Source organism: Streptomyces sp. NPDC060035 (genome assembly GCF_042736635.1).
GTDB lineage: Bacteria > Actinomycetota > Actinomycetes > Streptomycetales > Streptomycetaceae > Streptomyces.
Genome location: NZ_JBHWVO010000055.1, coordinates 1 through 15762 on the forward strand (window position 1 = coordinate 1; position 15762 = coordinate 15762).

Below are 15762 nucleotides of genomic sequence, written 5' to 3' on the forward strand. Positions count from 1 at the left end.
TCCTGCTTCTTGAAGATCTCGTCGACCTTGCCCTGGATGTTCGGCGTCGACGGATCGAAGACCAGGACGTTGGGTCCCAGGTCACCACCGCCGGGGATCTGCGGGTCGCCTCCGCCGCCCGTCGTGCCGAACACCTGGAACTCCCAGAGCGAGTAGCCGTACCCGGTCGCCCGGGTGGTACCGGTCAGCCGGACGTAGCGGGCGGTACCGGAGACGTTGAGCGTCTCCGTTCCGCCGGGGCCCGTGGTGGTCGAGTAGGCGGTGCTCCAGTTGCTGTTGTCCGCGGAGAACTCGATGCGGTAGCCGGTGGCGTAGGCGGCCTCCCACCGCAGGACGATCTGGCTCACCGAGGCGGAGGCGCCCAGGTCGACCTTGATCCACTGCGGGTCGGCGAAGGCGCTCGCCCAGCGGGTGCCGTTGTCGCCGTCCACCGCGGAGCCGGCGGGGGTACCGCCGTTCTCCTGGCTGGAGGCGGTGACCGTCTTGCCCTGGGACAGGAGCGTGGGTGCCGCGCTCGCGGGGGTCGAGGGAACGAACGCCAGGAGCGAGAGGACGAGTCCGGCGACGACGGCCAGCACACCGCCGCGTCTTCTGCTCAGTGGGGCAACGGGTCTGTGGAACAGGGGGGGTGCGTACATACGAGGGGTCTCCTGAGTCGTGAGGGCGGGAACACGACGCGCACAGCCGGAGAGCGCTCTCTCCGGCTGCGGCAGATACTCCACCCTTGTTACGAACGCGTCAAGAGATGTGCAACAACAGATGTACCAGGGCCTGTTGGCGACAAGAACTGATGGCGTCACCCCCGTGATTGCCCCTTTGATTCGCCCTCCTCGGTGACGGAACGTGAGATCTGACGCACCATTGCTTCAGGAAGTGGTGGTTCGGCTCACCCGGTTCGTGCTGCGGCGGTTCGGCCTACCGGTTGCCCAACGTCCGTATGTAGTCGAAGTTCGCCTGCGCGCCCGACCGGTTGAGCGAGATGAGACCGATCCTCAGCTCGCCCCGCACCGGCAGGGTCCAGACGCTGCCGGCCGACCAGTGGACGCCGTCGCGGCTGGTGGAGGCGCGGACCTCGTGTTCCTGGTGCACGGCGTCGTAGTGGTACGCCATCCGGAGCCACAGGTTGTCGGCCGTGGGGCCCCCGAACATCGGGGCGTTGGCGACAGCGGTCGGCGGAGTGGTGGTGGGGCGCTCGGCCTCCTTGCCGAACTCGCTGACGTGGAGCAGGGCTCCGTTGCCGTTGGTGAGCGGCAGCACGGAGTGGACGAGCTTGAACCAGCGGTCGTCGTTCTCGTACAGCACGAGCCCCGCCTGCTGTGCCGCCCGGTCCGGCGCGAACCGCATCCTGGCCTCGACCGTGTAGTCGCCCAGCGGTGCCTCCCGCAGGAGGACGGAGGCACTGTTGTCGCCCAGGTACAGCTCGGCGTCCTGGGTCGGCCAGGAAAGCGCACCGCCCGCCATGGCGACCCCTGCGGCCGGGCCACGCACCCACTGCCAGGGGGAGCCGGCCGTCGTCCCCGGGACCGTGGCGGTGCCGAACTCGTCGCTGTACGCGGTGAGCAGCTTCCCCGGCCGGGGCCGGGTTCACCCGGGAGGTCACCGGCCGGTACAGGGCCGTCGCGCCCACGTTGTCCGCGGCGGCGCCCGAGCCGCGGGCCGCGGCACCGACCGCGCCCCGGCGGACAGCGGCGGCCGGTACCCCACGGGTCTGGACGGCCACAGGGTCCCGCAGCCGGTTCCAGTAAGGAGTGTGCCGTCGGCGACCGGCGCACCTCTTGATCGCCGCTGCCCAAACATCCCCTCGGCGTGGCGTGCCGTCCAATGGGTGACATCTGGCTCGCTGTCACACGAAGGGCCCATGGTGTCCCCCCTCCCCAGTGGTGGGACACGGCATTTCAGCTGACGGTGGATCACGTCGCACCTGTGATCCGATGAGCCGACAACGTGCCGGCCTTCGCGGGGGTGGCGAAAGGACTGTGTATCCATGCGCTCTGCCCGCACCATGTTTGCATCGGCCGCCGTCACGGCGGTCCTCGCGGTTTCCGTGCCGGCCGCATACGCCGTGACCTCGGCCGACGGTTGGGACACGGACAGCGGATCCTCATCGAGCAGCAGCAACGACGACCGTGAGAAGCCCGACTCGTGGAAGCACGAGAAGCCTGAGGGTGGCGTTCACGCAGGTGGCGGTGCGCTGGCCGGTATCAGTGCGGACGACTGGCAGAAGGACAAGGAGGAGGACTCCGCGGGCGGTAACAACGCGGACCGTGAGAAGCCCGACTCGTGGAAGCACGAGAAGCCTGAGGGTGGCGTTCACGCAGGTGGCGGTGCGCTGGCCGGAACCAGTGCGGACGACTGGCAGAAGGACAAGGAGGAGGACTCCGCGGGCGGTAACAACGCGGACCGTGAGAAGCCCGACTCGTGGAAGCACGAGAAGCCTGAGGGTGGCGTTCACGCAGGTGGCGGTGCGCTGGCCGGAACCAGTGCGGACGACTGGCAGAAGGACAAGGAAGAGGACTCCGAGTACGGCAGCAGGGACAGCGAGAAGTCGGAGACCTGGAAGCACGAGAAGCCGGAGGGCGGCGTCCACACCGGCGGTGGAGCGATGGCTCTGTCCGGCAGCAGCCTGGCAGCGGGCTCGGTGCTGATGCTCGGCGGTATGGGCGCTGCCGCATACCGGCTGCGCCGCCGCAACGCCTCGGGTGCTGCAGCAGTCTGACGCGCACCCGCTCGGCCGAAGGTCTTCCTGTCGTGGCCGCCGCCCTCCCCGGGCGGTGGCCGCGCCGATTTTCCCTGCTTCCCCAGTCTGTTCCGCGCCCACCCTCCTCGTACACGAAAGGCAGCATGCGCATGGCCGCCCAGCAGTCGTCCGATACAGAGTCCGCTTCCCCTGCCCTCGGCCGTTCCCTGCTGTGGCCCGCCGCGGCAGTGTGCCTGGGCGTCCTCCTCGTCCACAACTCCTTCGACGCTTCGGCGGGAGTCCGGCCGCCCATCCCCGCCGTGGCGCCCGCGCCCGCTCCCTCTGCCGCCTCGCCCTCGCCCGTACCGGCACCCTCCAGGTCCATCGAGGCTCCCTGGCTGCCCCGGTCCGAGCCCAAGCGGATCTCGATCGCGGAGATCGCGGTCAACGCCCCCTTCACGCCGCTGTCCATCGGACCGTCGGGGCAGCTGAACGCACCCCCGGCGAACGACACGAATCTGGTGGGCTGGTTCAAGGACGGAGCCACCCCCGGTGAGCGGGGAACCTCGGTCGTCGCGGGTCATGTCGACACCAAGACGGGCCCCGCCGTGTTCCTGCTGCTCAGCACGCTCAAGGCAGGGAACACGGTGGACATCACCCGTGCGGACGGCGCCGTCGCCACGTTCAAGGTCGACTCCGTCGAGACCTTCAGCAAGGCGCGTTTCCCCAGCCGGCGTGTGTACGCCGACAACGGAACCGCTCAGCTGCGGCTGATCACATGCGGGGGCGCGTACGACAAGAAGGCCAAGGACTACGAGGACAACGTGGTGGTGTTCGCCCACCTCTATGCACCCGGCCGAACGTGACGCGGTCCGGGGCTTGCCCTTGACGTACGGGTGAGGGTTTAGCGTCTGCGTGCCTCCGGCCACAGGGCCGGAGGCACGCCCGCGGACGAGGAGTTCACTCATGGCAGTTCGGCCGTCCCTGCCCCGTACCTCCCGGGAGGTGCAGCTCGCCTCCGTGCCCGAGGGCCTGCCGCGCCCGGAGCACTTCCGTGTCGTGGAGACACCGCTGCCGCAGCCGGGTGAGGGCGAGGTGCTGGTACGCAACGGATACTTCCAGGTCTTTCCCGCCCTGCGTACGGTCATCGGCGGGGGAGTCGAGGGCGCACCCTTCCCCGGTGTGGGCCCCGGGGACACCTTGTTCGGTGCGGCTGTCGGAGAGGTGGTGGCGAACCCGGGCCCCGGCGGACCGGCCGTCGGTGAGCTGGTCTCGCACTACCTCGGCTGGCGGGAGTACGCCGTGGTCCCCGCCGCCGGATGCACGCCGCTCGGCGACGTCCTGCCCGACCCGGTGGCGTATCTCTCCCAGGGTTCCCTGGCGTACGCGGCACTGACCCGGGTCGCGGAATTGCGCGCCGGGGAAACGGTGTTCGTGTCCGGCGGGGCCGGCTCGGTCGGATCCATGGCGGGCCAGACCGCCCGGCTGCTCGGGGCCGGCCGCGTCATCGGCAGCACCGGCTCACCGGAGAAGGCCGCCCGGATGCGGGACAGCCTGGGGTACGACGCGGTCGTGCTGAGGGAACCGGGGGGTTCCCTGTCCGCACAGCTGGCCGAAGCGGCACCCGGAGGCATCGATGTGTTTGTCGACATGGTCGGGGGAGAGCAGCTGCAGGCGGCCGTCGGGGCGGCGCGGCCGGGGGCCCGGTTCGTACTGGTCGGGGCGCTGTCGGGGCAGCTGTCCGAGCACGGGAGCGGCACCACGGCCCCGGTCGAGATCGACTCGTTCCAGCTCGTCGTCAAGCGCATCACGATGACCGGTATCAGCGGGCTCGACCACCCGGAGGCGCACGGGGAGTGGAACCGGAAGTTCGGGCAGTGGCTGCGCTCCGGCGAGATCACCTTTCCGCATGTGCGGATCGCGGGCATGGACAACGCCGCGCGGGCGTTGCACGAAATGATGGGCGGTCACCACCTCGGTACCGTCGTCGTCACGTTGTGAGAACGCTGCGGGAATCCTGGGGGTGGCGGATGCGGATCGGTGATGCTGCAGCAGCAGCGGGAACCACGCCCAGAGCATTGCGGTACTACGAGGAGCGAGGGCTGCTGCCACCTCCCCGGCGCAGTACGACGGGCCAGCGCCAGTACGGGACGCGTGATGTCGCCAGGGTCCGGGTCATCCGTGAGCTGCTGGCATTGGGGCTGACGGTCGAGGATGTACGGCACTGCTCGGACCGCCTGGACCTGCTGGTCGACGGACCGCCCCAGCGGTGCGCCGGATTCATGGAAGGGGGCGTGGAGAGCGAGGGGGTGGCGGCACGGAGACTTGCCGTACTCGATGCGGAGATCGCCCGTCTGAGCCGGCTGCGTGAGCAGCTCGCGGCCCGGGTCGCGGGGCGCGCGGCCGTGTCCTGACGCGGACCACGGGTCAGTCGTTGCTCTCCCGTTCCGCGGCGGCGACCTGGTGCAGGGTCCGGCCGGTGCGTGCCGAGCGGGCGTGGTACGGGTCGGGGGTGCCGGGCCTGTCGTGGACGGCCTGCCGGTCGTTGGCCTTGATGAGCAGCCATGCCTCCGGGCCCTCGGTGTCGCCCTCGGTGCCGACATGGAAGCGGGTGAGTGTGAATTCGCCGTGCAGTTTGCTTCCGTCGAGCCAGAAGGTGGCGTGCCCGCGGGCCAGGGACTCGCCGAACGGTACGGGGGCGCCCGCGGGGTCGTGGCTGAGCGGGCGGTAGGTGCCCTGGTCCCAGACGATGACGGTGCCGCTGCCCTGTTCGTCCTGTGGAATGACTCCTTCGAACTCGCCGTACTCCAGGGAGTGGTCCTCCGTCGGCACGGCCAGCCGCTTGTCGCGCGGATTGTCCGAAGGGCCGCGGGGCACGGCCCACGACTTGAGTACGCCGTCCAGTTCGAGGCGGAAATCGAAGTGCATCCGCCGGGCGTCATGGATCTGCACCACGAAACGTCGTGCGCCGTCGCTGTTCACGCCTGGATCCTTCCGCCCGGGATGCCGTCGGACGAAGCGTGCGGCTCTGCCCGGCCGAGGCCGCGCAGGCGCCGTACAGTCCGTACCTCCACTGTGCCGCTGTCGGCCGCGCAGCGCATGACGGCGGCCGAACGGTGGGCCCGCGGGGCGTGCCCGGTCAGTGCGTGTGCTGTGCGAGTACCGCGTCGGCAGCGGCCTGCGACGGGTGCCACCACGTGGTGACCGGTTCCCAGACCCGGATACCGCCAGGGGCTCCCAGGGAGGCGGCGTCGAACGTCCGTCCCCGGTGCGAGGGGTCCCCGGCAACCGTCAGCCGGTCCACCAGCCGCAGCTCCGTCGACGTGGGGTCCAGGGTGCGCACCGCCGCGTACGCCGAGCGCCCGGCCGCCAGGCGGTACGGTGCGCTCTCGCTCCCGGGCACCGGCTGTGCCGCGCCGTCCAGGTCGTCGAAGACGACGGTGGGGATGCGGTCGATGACACAGGCGTGCGCTCCGCGGTTGGTGATGCTGACCCGCACCGCGTCGGGCCGGCCCGACGCGGTGGCGGCGACGGCCAAACGGCTTTCACGGCACGTCGGCGGCGCCGGAGCCGCGACGGCGGAGGAGGTGGCCTGGGCCCCGGCCGGAGCCAGCAGTGCGAGGGCGAGGGTGGCAGGAACGGCGATTACGGGTCGGATACGCATGAGTTGTCCGTTCCCTATCGCGATGACTTCTACCCGCCCGGTCTGGACCAGGACCTTGACGGTTCTTCGTGACCTGTCTTAAATCAAGAGTTGAAATATATGCCCGGGATGAGCGCCCCATTCGTTCATCTCTCGGCGTACACCTGTCATGCACATGCCCATTTTTTTCCACCTCGAAGTGATGTGATGACTGTGCCCCCCTCGGAACACACCATGAGGCGCCCGGCGAAACGGCGTCGCGCGACGATGTACGCCCTCTCGCTGCTCTGCTGTTCGGCGGCCCTGACCGCCCTGCCTGCAGGCGCCTCGGCCGCACCCGCCCCCCACACGGCTGCGTCCTCCATGGAATCGAAGGCGGCACCGGCCGCCGTGGCGTTCGCCGACGAGTTCGACGGAGCGGCGGGTTCAGCCGTCGACGGCAGCAAGTGGCAGATCGAGACCGGCGACAACGTCAACAACCATGAGCGGCAGTACTACACGTCGGGCAACAGCAACGCCGCCCTCGACGGCCAGGGCAACCTCGTCATCACCGCACGCAAGGAGAACCCCGGCAACTACCAGTGCTGGTACGGAACCTGCGAGTACACCTCGTCCCGTCTCAACACCTCCGGCAAGTTCACCCAGACGTACGGCCATGTCGAGGCCAGGATGAAGGTCCCGCGCGGACAGGGAATGTGGCCCGCGTTCTGGATGCTCGGCGCCGACATCGGCAGCGTCGGCTGGCCCAACAGCGGTGAGATCGACGTCATGGAGAACGTCGGCTTCGAGCCCGGCACCGTCCACGGCACCCTGCACGGGCCCGGCTACTCCGGCTCCGGCGGCATCGGTGCCGGATACACCCTCCCGGGCGGGGCGGCCTTCGCCGACGGCTTCCACACCTTCGCCGTCGACTGGGCCCCCGACTCCGTCACCTGGTCCGTCGACGGAACGGTGTACCAGCGGCGCACCCCCGCCGATCTCAACGGAAACGCCTGGGTGTTCAACAAGCCGTTCTTCCTCATCCTCAACCTCGCCGTCGGCGGCTACTGGCCCGGCGACCCGGACGGCAACACCACCTTCCCGCAGCAGCTGGTCGTCGACTACGTCCGTGTGACCACCAACGACTGAGCCCGACCCCAGCCCGCAGCACCCCGGTGCCCGTCCGTCGCACAGCCTGCGGGCGGGCACCGGTCTTCCCCCCTACCCGAAACCTTCCCCGAAACGGACGGTGACCGTATGACCGGTGTGCGCACATTTCGCAGGAGAGCCGGACGGCTGGTCCTGCCGGCTCTCTCCCTGGTGGCGATGGCCTCCTTCCTCACCCCCGCCGTGCCCGCCGGTGCGGCAGTCACGGCCGTCGGCCAGATCACAGGGCCGGCGGGCAAGTGCGTCGACGTGGCCGGGGCCTCGGCCGTCAACGGGACGGCGGTCCAGCTCTACGACTGCAACGGGACCGCTGCCCAGCAGTGGAACGTCGGTTCCGACGGGACGATCCGGGCACTGGGCAAATGCCTGGACGTCAAGGACGGCGGCACTGCCAACGGTTCCCTCGCCCAGCTGTGGGACTGCACGGGCAGCGCCAACCAGCGCTGGTCCGTCTCGGCCGCACGCGACATCGTCTCCACCCCGGCGGACAAGTGCCTGGACGCCACCGGCAACAGCTCGGCCAACGGAACCCGTCTGCAGATCTGGACCTGCACCGGAGCGGCGAACCAGAAGTGGACCGCACCGGCAGGCGGTGGCGACCCGGCGCCCGGCAAGGCGCCCATGGCAGTGGCTCCCTACCTCTACAACGGCTGGGGCAGCCCGCCGAACCCGACGACCGTCATGAACGCCACCGGCGTCACCTGGTTCACGCTCGCCTTCGTCCTCAGCAACGGCTACTGCAACCCCCAGTGGGACGGCGGACGCCCGCTCACCGGCGGCGTCGACCAGCAGACCGTCAACACCGTCCGGGCCGCGGGCGGTGACGTCATCCCGTCGTTCGGGGGCTGGAGCGGCAACAAGCTGGAGAGCTCCTGCTCCAGCGCGGGCGAGCTGGCCGCCGCCTATCAGAAGGTCATCAACGCCTACGGGCTCAAGGCCATCGACATCGACATCGAAGCGGCGGCGTACGACAGCCCGACCGTGCAGCAGCGCACCGTCGACGCACTCAGGACCATCCGGACCAACAACCCCGGCATCAAGATCTACATCACCTTCGGCACCGGCCAGAACGGCCCCGACACCGGACTCATCAACCGGGCCGCCGCTTCCGGTCTCACCGTCGACAGCTGGACGATCATGCCGTTCAACTTCGGCGGGGCGGGCCAGAACATGGGAACCCTCACGGTCCGGGCCGCCGAAGGCCTCAAGACCGCCGTCAAGAACGCCTACGGCTACAGCGACGACCAGGCCTACCGGGCCACCGGCATCTCCTCGATGAACGGCATCACCGACAACAACGAGACCGTCACCGTCGCCGACTTCCGCACCATCCTCGGCTACGCCCAGCAGCACCACCTGGCACGGCTCACCTTCTGGTCGCTCAACCGCGACCGGCCGTGCACCGGAGGCGGAGCCGACACCTGCTCCGGCATCGGCCAGCAGCCCTGGGAATTCACCGGGGTCCTCGCCCAGTACAGGGGCTGAGCGCCCCCAGGGGCCGGCGGTCGGCCACGCCCGCCGGCCCCTCGCAGGGACGTAGCATGCTCCCCATGGAACAGCGGACACTGGGCAAAACCGGACGTGACGTATCGGTCGTAGGGCTGGGCACTTGGCAGTTGGGCGGCGACTGGGGCGAGGTGCGGGAGTCCGACGCCTTCGATGTCCTGGACGCGGCCGTCGAGTCGGGAGTCACTTTCTTCGACACCGCCGACGTCTACGGGGACGGCCGAAGCGAACAGCTCATCGGCCGCTATCTGAAGGACCGTGGCGACGCGGACGTCTTCGTCGCCACCAAGATGGGCCGGCGTGCGGACCAGATCCCCGAGAGCTACGTCCTGGACAACTTCCGTATCTGGAACGACCGTTCGCGCGCCAACCTCGGCGTCGACACGCTGGACCTCGTACAACTGCACTGCCCGCCGACGAGTGTCTACTCCTCGGACGCGGTCTACGACGCCCTGGACACGCTCGTCGCGGAACAGCGCATCGGCGCCTACGCGGTGAGCGTCGAAACCTGTGCGGAGGCACTCACGGCGATCGCCAGGCCCGGTGTCGCGAGCGTGCAGATCATCCTCAACCCGTTCCGCCTCAAGCCGCTGGACGAGGTGCTCCCGGCGGCGGCCGCGGCGGGAGTCGGGATCATCGCGCGAGTTCCGCTCGCCTCCGGACTGCTGTCCGGGAAGTACACCAAGGACACGGTCTTCGCTCCCGAGGACCACCGCACGTACAACCGCCACGGCGAGGCCTTCGACCAGGGGGAGACGTTCTCCGGCGTCGACTACGCGACCGGTGTGGCCGCTGCCGCCGAGTTCGCGGAACTCGCCCCCGAAGGCTCCACCTCGGCACAGACCGCGCTCGGCTGGATCATCCAGCAGCCCGGTGTCACCAGTGTCATCCCCGGTGCGCGTTCCGTGGCTCAGGCCCGGGCCAACGCGGCCGCCGCTGCGCTGGCCCCGCTGCCGCCGAGCACGCTGGACGGGGTGCGGGAGCTGTACGAGCGCCGGATCCGCGCGGAGATCCACGCGCGCTGGTGACGCGGGTACGAGTGGGGGCCGCGCGCCCTGGCGGGGCTCAGTCGTCCTCCTCGCCCTCGTCGCCGTCCTGCTGACCGTCCTGCCGGGTGCCGCCCCCGGCAGGACCGGCCGGATCGGCAGGTGCGGGTGACTGCAGCGTCGCGGTCGGTGTGGGGCCGGGGTCCGGCACGTCCGCCGCACCGGATTCCGGTGAGAACAGGACCGTCCCCAGATACACCGCCGCCACGAAGGCAACGGCTCCGGCAACGGCACTCGCCACACGGGGCCGTCGGCGGATGGCCTCACCCGCGCTGAGCCGGCGCGTGGCCGCCGATCTGGCCGCCCGGGGTGCGGGAGCCGCCCGTCTGCGCCCGGTGGCCTGCGGCAGCCGGTACGTCGATACGCCCCCGGTGGCGGGAGCGGCGGCGCCCCGAGCCGGAGCAGCCGGAGCAGCAGGGGCGACGGATGCCGGGACGGCGGGAGCATGCTGCGGCAGCGGCTCGGGGCGCCCGCGCCAGGCCCCGCTGCGGAACCATTCGGAGGCCTGCTGCGCGCTCGGCCGGTCCTCGGGCTGTTTCGCCAGCAGGCCCAGCAGATACGAATCGAAGGCGGGGGAGACGTCGACCCCCCGCTGTCTCACCGGCACCGGGGGCGTATCCACATGCTGGTAGAGCGTCGCGGTCGCGGTGTCCGAGCGGAACGGCGGTTGACCGACCAGGAGTTGGTAGATGACGCAACCGAGGGAGTACATGTCCGACGCGGAGTCGGCTGTGCGGCCCAGCGCCCGCTCCGGAGCCAGATACAGGCTCGTCCCCACGATGTGGCCGGCCGTGGTCAGCGCCGTCGAAGGATCGTCGACGAACTGGGCTATGCCGAAGTCGCCGATCTTCACGGAACCGTCGGCGTCCAGCATCAGGTTGCCGGGTTTGATGTCACGGTGCACGATGCCCTGCCGGTGCGCGGCTGCCAGTCCCGCAGCCGCCTGGCCCGCGATGCCGGCCACCTGTTCGGGGTGAACCGACTCCTGAGCCTCCAGCAGATCCCCGAGGCTCCTGCCCTCGACCAGCTCCATCACCAGATAGAAGCGGTCCTCCCACGAGCCGAAGTCGAACACGGCCACCAGATGAGGATGGCTCAGACGCGCCGCGGTCTGCGCCTCGAGGCGGAACCGCGCGGTCGACGAGGCGTCGGCATGGTCCCCGAGCAGCAGCTTCACCGCCACGGCCCGGCCCAGCACTTCGTCCGTGGCGCGCCACACCTCACCCATGCCGCCACGGCCGATGGGGGATACCAACCGGTACCGACCAGCTACCAGCACCTGTGCACACCAATCTCGAACTGTGGCCCGCTCCGACTGCCGCAGCGGCGACCTCATCGGGCTCAACGGCTCGGTACGGTGCGTGGGGTGCGCGGCATGATCAGGATATCCGTCCGCCGGGCCTCCGGTTGCCGGGACTGCCACCATCCTGCTGAATCCGGCGGGGCGGCTGCGGGCCGGCCGCCCTTCAGAGCAGCCGGTCGAGCACAGCCTGCGCGGTGAACTCGGCCTGCCCGCCCCGGAAGAGCAGTTCCGCAGTCGTGAACGCGGCCTCACCGGCGATCGCTTCGGTAAAAGGAATCGCGATGCAGCGCATTCCTGCCGCGTACGCCGCCTCGACACCCGGCACGGCGTCCTCCAGCACCACGCAGTCCGCCGGTTCGGCGCCGAGGCGCCGGGCGGTCTCCAGGAACACATCGGGCTCGGGCTTTCCGTGCGCCACGTCCTCGGCGGACACGTACAGCGGAATGTACGCGTCCAGCCCGGTGACGGCGAGGGTGGCTCCGATCGCCGCCCGGGACGAACCCGAGGCCACCGCCATCACGACCCCGTCCTCGTGGAGCCGCTCCACGAGGATCCGCATCTGCGGGAAGACCTTGGTCGAGGCACCGGCGAGCTCCAGATACAGGGCGTCCTTCTCCGCCAGCAACTCCTCGACCGGCGCCTCGATCCCGTACTCCGCGCGCAGGACGGACAGGGTCTCCCGGGTGCTGATCCCGATGAAGCGGGTGTGCTTCTCCCAGCTGAAGTCCCGTACGCCGTACCGGGAGAGGAGCCGGCGCCCCGCCTCGTAGTAGTTCGGCTCGCTGTCGACGAGCGTGCCGTCGAGATCGAAGATGACACAAGGTGCCGGGGTGCGCCTGGAACTCATGGCTTCCAGCATGCCGGCCGGTGATCAGCCCGCACTGCCGGCCGCCCGCCCCACCGCTTCGACCAGCGGCAGGACCCGGTGCGCCACCCTCTCGCGCAGGGCCACCTCGGTCCGCGTCCTGACCACGCCCGGGAGCTGGATCAGCTGCTGGATCACATCCTCCAGATGACCGTTGTCGCGGGCCACTACGCGGGTCAGGAGATCCCCGCCCCCGGTCGTCGAGAACGCTTCGATGATCTCCGGTACGGCCGCCAGCGCGTCGCCCACCTCGTCCAGGTGCCCCTGGGTGACCTCCAGATGGACGAAGGCGAGCACCGGGTGGCCGAGGGCCGCGGGGGAGAGCGCCGGTCCCGTGCCGGTGATCACGCCGTCCCGCTCCAGACGGTCCAGCCGGGCCTGGAGGGTGCCGCGCGCCACTCCCAGGATGCGCGCGTACTCACGGACGCTGGTGCGCGGCTGTTCGATGAGCAGTCGCAGGATTCGGGTGTCGAGGGCGTCCACCGCCATGATCGGCCGTTCTCCTCCTGGCTCGGTGATCCATCGCCCGACTGTAACCGTGGCACAGCCCGCGACCGGCGCGCTCTGGAGCCGGCCGGGTCCGTTGGTCTACTCGTGGCACGCAATATCAGCCTGGAAGCATACCAATGGTCCAGTGAATTCCCACTGATTTGAGCCATAGGGTGCCGAGATGCTCTGATGTATCTGTCGATGGCGCTGCGGATCCCCGTGGCGCCTTTTTCATGCCGGTGCACGGGGCCGGGTGCTGAGGGGAGAGCCTGCGTTGCTGAAGGGGATGTTCGTTGCCGCGGATCCGGGCAGGCTGCGCCTGCGCTTCGGGGGCCGGGCCGTCCTCGGCATCGGGCTGGCGGTCGTGGTGTGCGGGCTTGCCGGTCACTCGCTCGTCGGGGCGATCACCGGCGGTCTCGCCGCACTGCTCGCCCTGTTCACGGTGACCGACGCCACCGTGCGCGGGCAGGCGGTCACCACGGCGCTGCTGCCCGTCGCAGGGCTGCCCGTACTGGCTCTGGCAGCTGTGCTGCACGACCAGCCGGTGGCGCGCGACGTGGCCTTTCTCGCGGTGATGGGCGCCGGCGTGTACGCCCGGCGGTGGGGGCCGCGGGGGCACGCGCTCGGAGTGTTCGCCTTCATGTCCTTCTTCGTCACGCAGTTCCTGCACACACTTCCCGGGCAGTTGCCCGAGCTGTACTCCGCGGTCGGCCTCTCCCTGCTGGCCTCGTCCGCCGTCCGCTTCGGCTTCTGGTGCTACGAGCGGCGGCTGCCCACGCCCTTGGTGCTCACCCCGGTGGCCGGCCGGGGGCTGGCCCGCGCGACCACACGCCAGGCGGTCCAGGCGACCGCGGGCGGCGCCTTCGCTCTCCTCGCGGGGCAGCTCCTCTCCGATCAGCGCTGGTACTGGGCCGTGGGCGCCACCTGGTGGGTCTTCGTGAACACGACATCCTGTGGCGAGACGCTGGTGCGGGGATTCCGCCGGGTCCTGGGAACGCTGATCGGTATCCCCGTCGGCCTGGTCGTCGTCGTTCCGCTGCACGGTGCTGCTGTGCCCACCGCCGTCCTCGTGGCGGCCGGCGTCTTCGGGATCTTCTACTCGGCGGCGGTCTCGTACACCTGGATGATGTTCTCGGTGACCGTCATGGCAGGAGCGCTCTACGGGGCTCTCGGCGTGCTGGACCCCGCGCTGCTCGGGCTGCGACTCGTGGAGACCGGTGTGGGCGCGCTCGGTGCGATGATTGCGGTGCTTCTGGTGCTGCCGGTCACCACGCACGCCACGACCGATGCCTGGGTCCAGCGGGCCCTGCGCTGTGTGCACGCCTGCACCGCGGAGGCTGCCGCCCGGCTCGCGGGTTCGGTGACGGCGGATCCGGCTCCGCGCGTTGCCGAACTGGAAGCACTCCTCGGGCGCGTACGGCTGTCGCTCGGCCCGCTCGTCCATCCGCTGAGTCCGCTGCGTGCCCGTAAGGCGCGGGCCGGGCAGGTGCTCGCACTGCTCGACGTGTGCGCACGTGAGGTGCGCGGTCTCGCGTCCGTCGCGGCGGACCCCGAGGCGTCGCACGACGCCCGTCTCGCCGCCGCCTGCTGGCGCGTCGAAGCCTCCGTGGAAGCGCTGACGGCGCCCGGGCGCCGGCACCGCGAGACGGCTTCCGTCGTCGGCGTCCTGCCGCCCGCCGGTGTCGTCGAACCCGCGCTCGCTCATCTGCACAGCCTGGAGCGGGCGCTCGCCGAACTGGCCGCGCCCCTGCACAGTTCCCCCCGCGCCCCGCTGGTCGGTGCCTGAGCGTCCTGTCGGCCCATTGAGGGGGCGCGTACGCAAGCGGTACGTGCCCCAGCGGGCGTTCCGGATTGGTCTGGACCATGAAAGCCTGCCTGCTACCGTCGGCGGGAAGATCACTACAGACGGTAAAGAGGGGTAGCGCGATGGGCAGCAGCGGCGCCGGGCGGGCATTCATAGGGTCGTTCACCTCGGCGGGCGGACGCGGAATCACCGCGGTCGCCGTGGACCGGGACACCGGTGCGCTGACCGTGCTCGCGGCCACGGACGCCGTTTCCGACCCTTCCTTCCTCACCGTCGGCCCCGCCTCCGAAGCGGGCGCCAGGCTCCTGTACGCGGTCAGCGAGGCATCCGACGGGGCTGCCGCGGCATGGGAGATCGGCGACGACGGGCTGCGGCCGGCCGGCCCGGTGCAGTCCGTGGACGGAAGCAGCCCCACGCACCTGGCCCTCGCCGCCGGTCACCTGGTCACCGCCAACTACGGCTCCGGAAGCGTCACCGCGCTGCCCGTACGGGCCGACGGCTCGCTCGGCCCGGCGGCCTCCGTGCTGCGGCACGAGGGCAGCGGCCCGGACGCCGGCCGTCAGGCCGGCCCGCACGCACATCAGGTGCTCGCCGACCCGTCGGGGAACTGGGTGCTGAGTGTGGACCTCGGTACGGACTCCGTACGCGTCTGCGCCCTCGACCCGCGCACCGGGTCGCTGCGGCTGCACGGCGAGACAGCGCTGCGCCCCGGCACCGGGCCGCGCCATCTGGCCTTTCACCCGTCAGGGGGACACGCCTACGTGCTGAACGAGCTGGAGCCGACCGTCACCGTATGCCGCTGGGACGCGGCGGCCGGCCGGCTCGACCCGGTCGGCGAGGTAGCTGTGCTGCCCCAGGGCGCGGATCTCGAGGGCGTCACGGCCGGGGGCGGGGTGCGCACGTACCCGTCCGAAGTGGTGGTCTCGCACGACGGACGGTTCCTGTGGACCGCGAACCGCGGACACGACAGCATCTCCGTCCTCACCCTCGACGGGACGGCCGAGAAGCCCGTCCTGGCCGCAGCCGTGGGCTGCGGCGGGCACTGGCCCCGCGACCTCACCCTCGACCCCACCGGGCAGTGGCTCTACGTGGCCAATGAGCACTCCGGGAACGTCAGCTGGTTCGCCGTCGACGCGGAAACGGGAATCCCGGCCCACGCGGGCTCCATCGACGTTCCTGCCGCCTCCTGCGTCGTCTTCGCCTGACGCCACTGCGGCGCCCCGGGAAAGGCCCTGGAAACGCCGGGGGGGGGCGCCCGGGGGCCAACCCGCACGCGGCCCCCC

At 70.5% G+C, this 15762-nt stretch carries 16 protein-coding genes; 9 read left to right on the forward strand and 7 right to left on the reverse strand.

The genetic code is table 11. The features are described 5' to 3' along the window. A partial coding sequence (locus ACFWBQ_RS37625) for a discoidin domain-containing protein (RefSeq protein WP_385508392.1) occupies positions 1 to 638 on the reverse strand: 638 nt, incomplete at its 3' end. Between the two features lie 277 nt (positions 639 to 915). Continuing rightward, positions 916 to 1461 carry a hypothetical protein gene (locus ACFWBQ_RS37630; RefSeq protein WP_385508394.1) on the reverse strand — a complete coding sequence of 182 codons (546 nt, stop codon included), beginning with the start codon at positions 1459 to 1461 and terminating at the stop codon, positions 916 to 918. A gap of 523 nt (positions 1462 to 1984) precedes the next feature. Between ACFWBQ_RS37630 and ACFWBQ_RS37635 the strand changes: the two genes are divergently transcribed. From ACFWBQ_RS37635 to ACFWBQ_RS37650, 4 genes are all read left to right on the forward strand, one after another. Next, positions 1985 to 2716, forward strand: coding sequence for a hypothetical protein (locus ACFWBQ_RS37635; RefSeq protein WP_385508397.1), 732 nt, complete (start codon positions 1985 to 1987; stop codon positions 2714 to 2716). Between the two features lie 131 nt (positions 2717 to 2847). Then, a complete protein-coding gene (locus ACFWBQ_RS37640) occupies positions 2848 to 3543 on the forward strand; it encodes a class F sortase (RefSeq protein WP_385508425.1) in 696 nt (231 codons plus the stop codon). Between the two features lie 100 nt (positions 3544 to 3643). Continuing rightward, positions 3644 to 4678 (forward strand): MDR family NADP-dependent oxidoreductase, encoded by a 1035-nt coding sequence (locus tag ACFWBQ_RS37645; protein ID WP_385508398.1) that lies wholly within the window; start codon positions 3644 to 3646, stop codon positions 4676 to 4678. 29 nt (positions 4679 to 4707) lie between these two features. Further along, positions 4708 to 5091 (forward strand): MerR family transcriptional regulator, encoded by a 384-nt coding sequence (locus ACFWBQ_RS37650; protein WP_385508400.1) that lies wholly within the window; start codon positions 4708 to 4710, stop codon positions 5089 to 5091. A gap of 13 nt (positions 5092 to 5104) precedes the next feature. Here the strand turns inward: ACFWBQ_RS37650 and ACFWBQ_RS37655 are convergent, their stop codons facing one another. Further along, positions 5105 to 5659 (reverse strand): DNA polymerase ligase N-terminal domain-containing protein, encoded by a 555-nt coding sequence (locus ACFWBQ_RS37655; protein WP_385508401.1) that lies wholly within the window; start codon positions 5657 to 5659, stop codon positions 5105 to 5107. A gap of 157 nt (positions 5660 to 5816) precedes the next feature. Next, on the reverse strand, positions 5817 to 6341 hold the full coding sequence (locus tag ACFWBQ_RS37660; RefSeq protein ID WP_385508403.1) for a DUF4232 domain-containing protein: 525 nt from the start codon (positions 6339 to 6341) through the stop codon (positions 5817 to 5819). 186 nt (positions 6342 to 6527) lie between these two features. Here ACFWBQ_RS37660 and ACFWBQ_RS37665 point away from each other — a divergent pair, with 186 nt between their 5' ends. The 3 genes from ACFWBQ_RS37665 (at position 6528) to ACFWBQ_RS37675 (ending at position 10000) form a co-directional block, all read left to right on the forward strand. After that, a complete protein-coding gene (locus ACFWBQ_RS37665; protein WP_385508406.1) occupies positions 6528 to 7448 on the forward strand; it encodes a family 16 glycosylhydrolase in 921 nt (306 codons plus the stop codon). A gap of 108 nt (positions 7449 to 7556) precedes the next feature. Further along, positions 7557 to 8951: a ricin-type beta-trefoil lectin domain protein gene (locus ACFWBQ_RS37670; RefSeq protein WP_385508408.1), complete on the forward strand. Its 1395-nt coding sequence runs from the start codon at positions 7557 to 7559 to the stop codon at positions 8949 to 8951. A 56-nt stretch (positions 8952 to 9007) separates the two neighbouring features. Next, positions 9008 to 10000, forward strand: a complete 993-nt coding sequence (locus ACFWBQ_RS37675) for an aldo/keto reductase (protein ID WP_385508410.1) — start codon at positions 9008 to 9010, stop codon at positions 9998 to 10000. 37 nt (positions 10001 to 10037) lie between these two features. Here ACFWBQ_RS37675 and ACFWBQ_RS37680 read toward each other — a convergent pair whose 3' ends face one another. From ACFWBQ_RS37680 to ACFWBQ_RS37690, 3 genes are all read right to left on the reverse strand, one after another. Beyond that, complete coding sequence (locus tag ACFWBQ_RS37680) at positions 10038 to 11246, reverse strand: serine/threonine-protein kinase (RefSeq protein ID WP_385508413.1); 1209 nt, start codon at positions 11244 to 11246, stop codon at positions 10038 to 10040. Positions 11247 to 11484: 238 nt separating this feature from the next. Beyond that, complete coding sequence (locus tag ACFWBQ_RS37685; RefSeq protein ID WP_385508416.1) at positions 11485 to 12168, reverse strand: HAD family hydrolase; 684 nt, start codon at positions 12166 to 12168, stop codon at positions 11485 to 11487. 24 nt (positions 12169 to 12192) lie between these two features. Further along, positions 12193 to 12675: an Lrp/AsnC family transcriptional regulator gene (locus tag ACFWBQ_RS37690; RefSeq protein ID WP_385508419.1), complete on the reverse strand. Its 483-nt coding sequence runs from the start codon at positions 12673 to 12675 to the stop codon at positions 12193 to 12195. Positions 12676 to 12949: 274 nt separating this feature from the next. Here ACFWBQ_RS37690 and ACFWBQ_RS37695 point away from each other — a divergent pair, with 274 nt between their 5' ends. Beyond that, positions 12950 to 14461 (forward strand): FUSC family protein, encoded by a 1512-nt coding sequence (locus tag ACFWBQ_RS37695; RefSeq protein ID WP_385508421.1) that lies wholly within the window; start codon positions 12950 to 12952, stop codon positions 14459 to 14461. Positions 14462 to 14601: 140 nt separating this feature from the next. Further along, positions 14602 to 15684 carry a lactonase family protein gene (locus ACFWBQ_RS37700; protein WP_385508423.1) on the forward strand — a complete coding sequence of 361 codons (1083 nt, stop codon included), beginning with the start codon at positions 14602 to 14604 and terminating at the stop codon, positions 15682 to 15684. Positions 15685 to 15762: the final 78 nt, after the last annotated feature.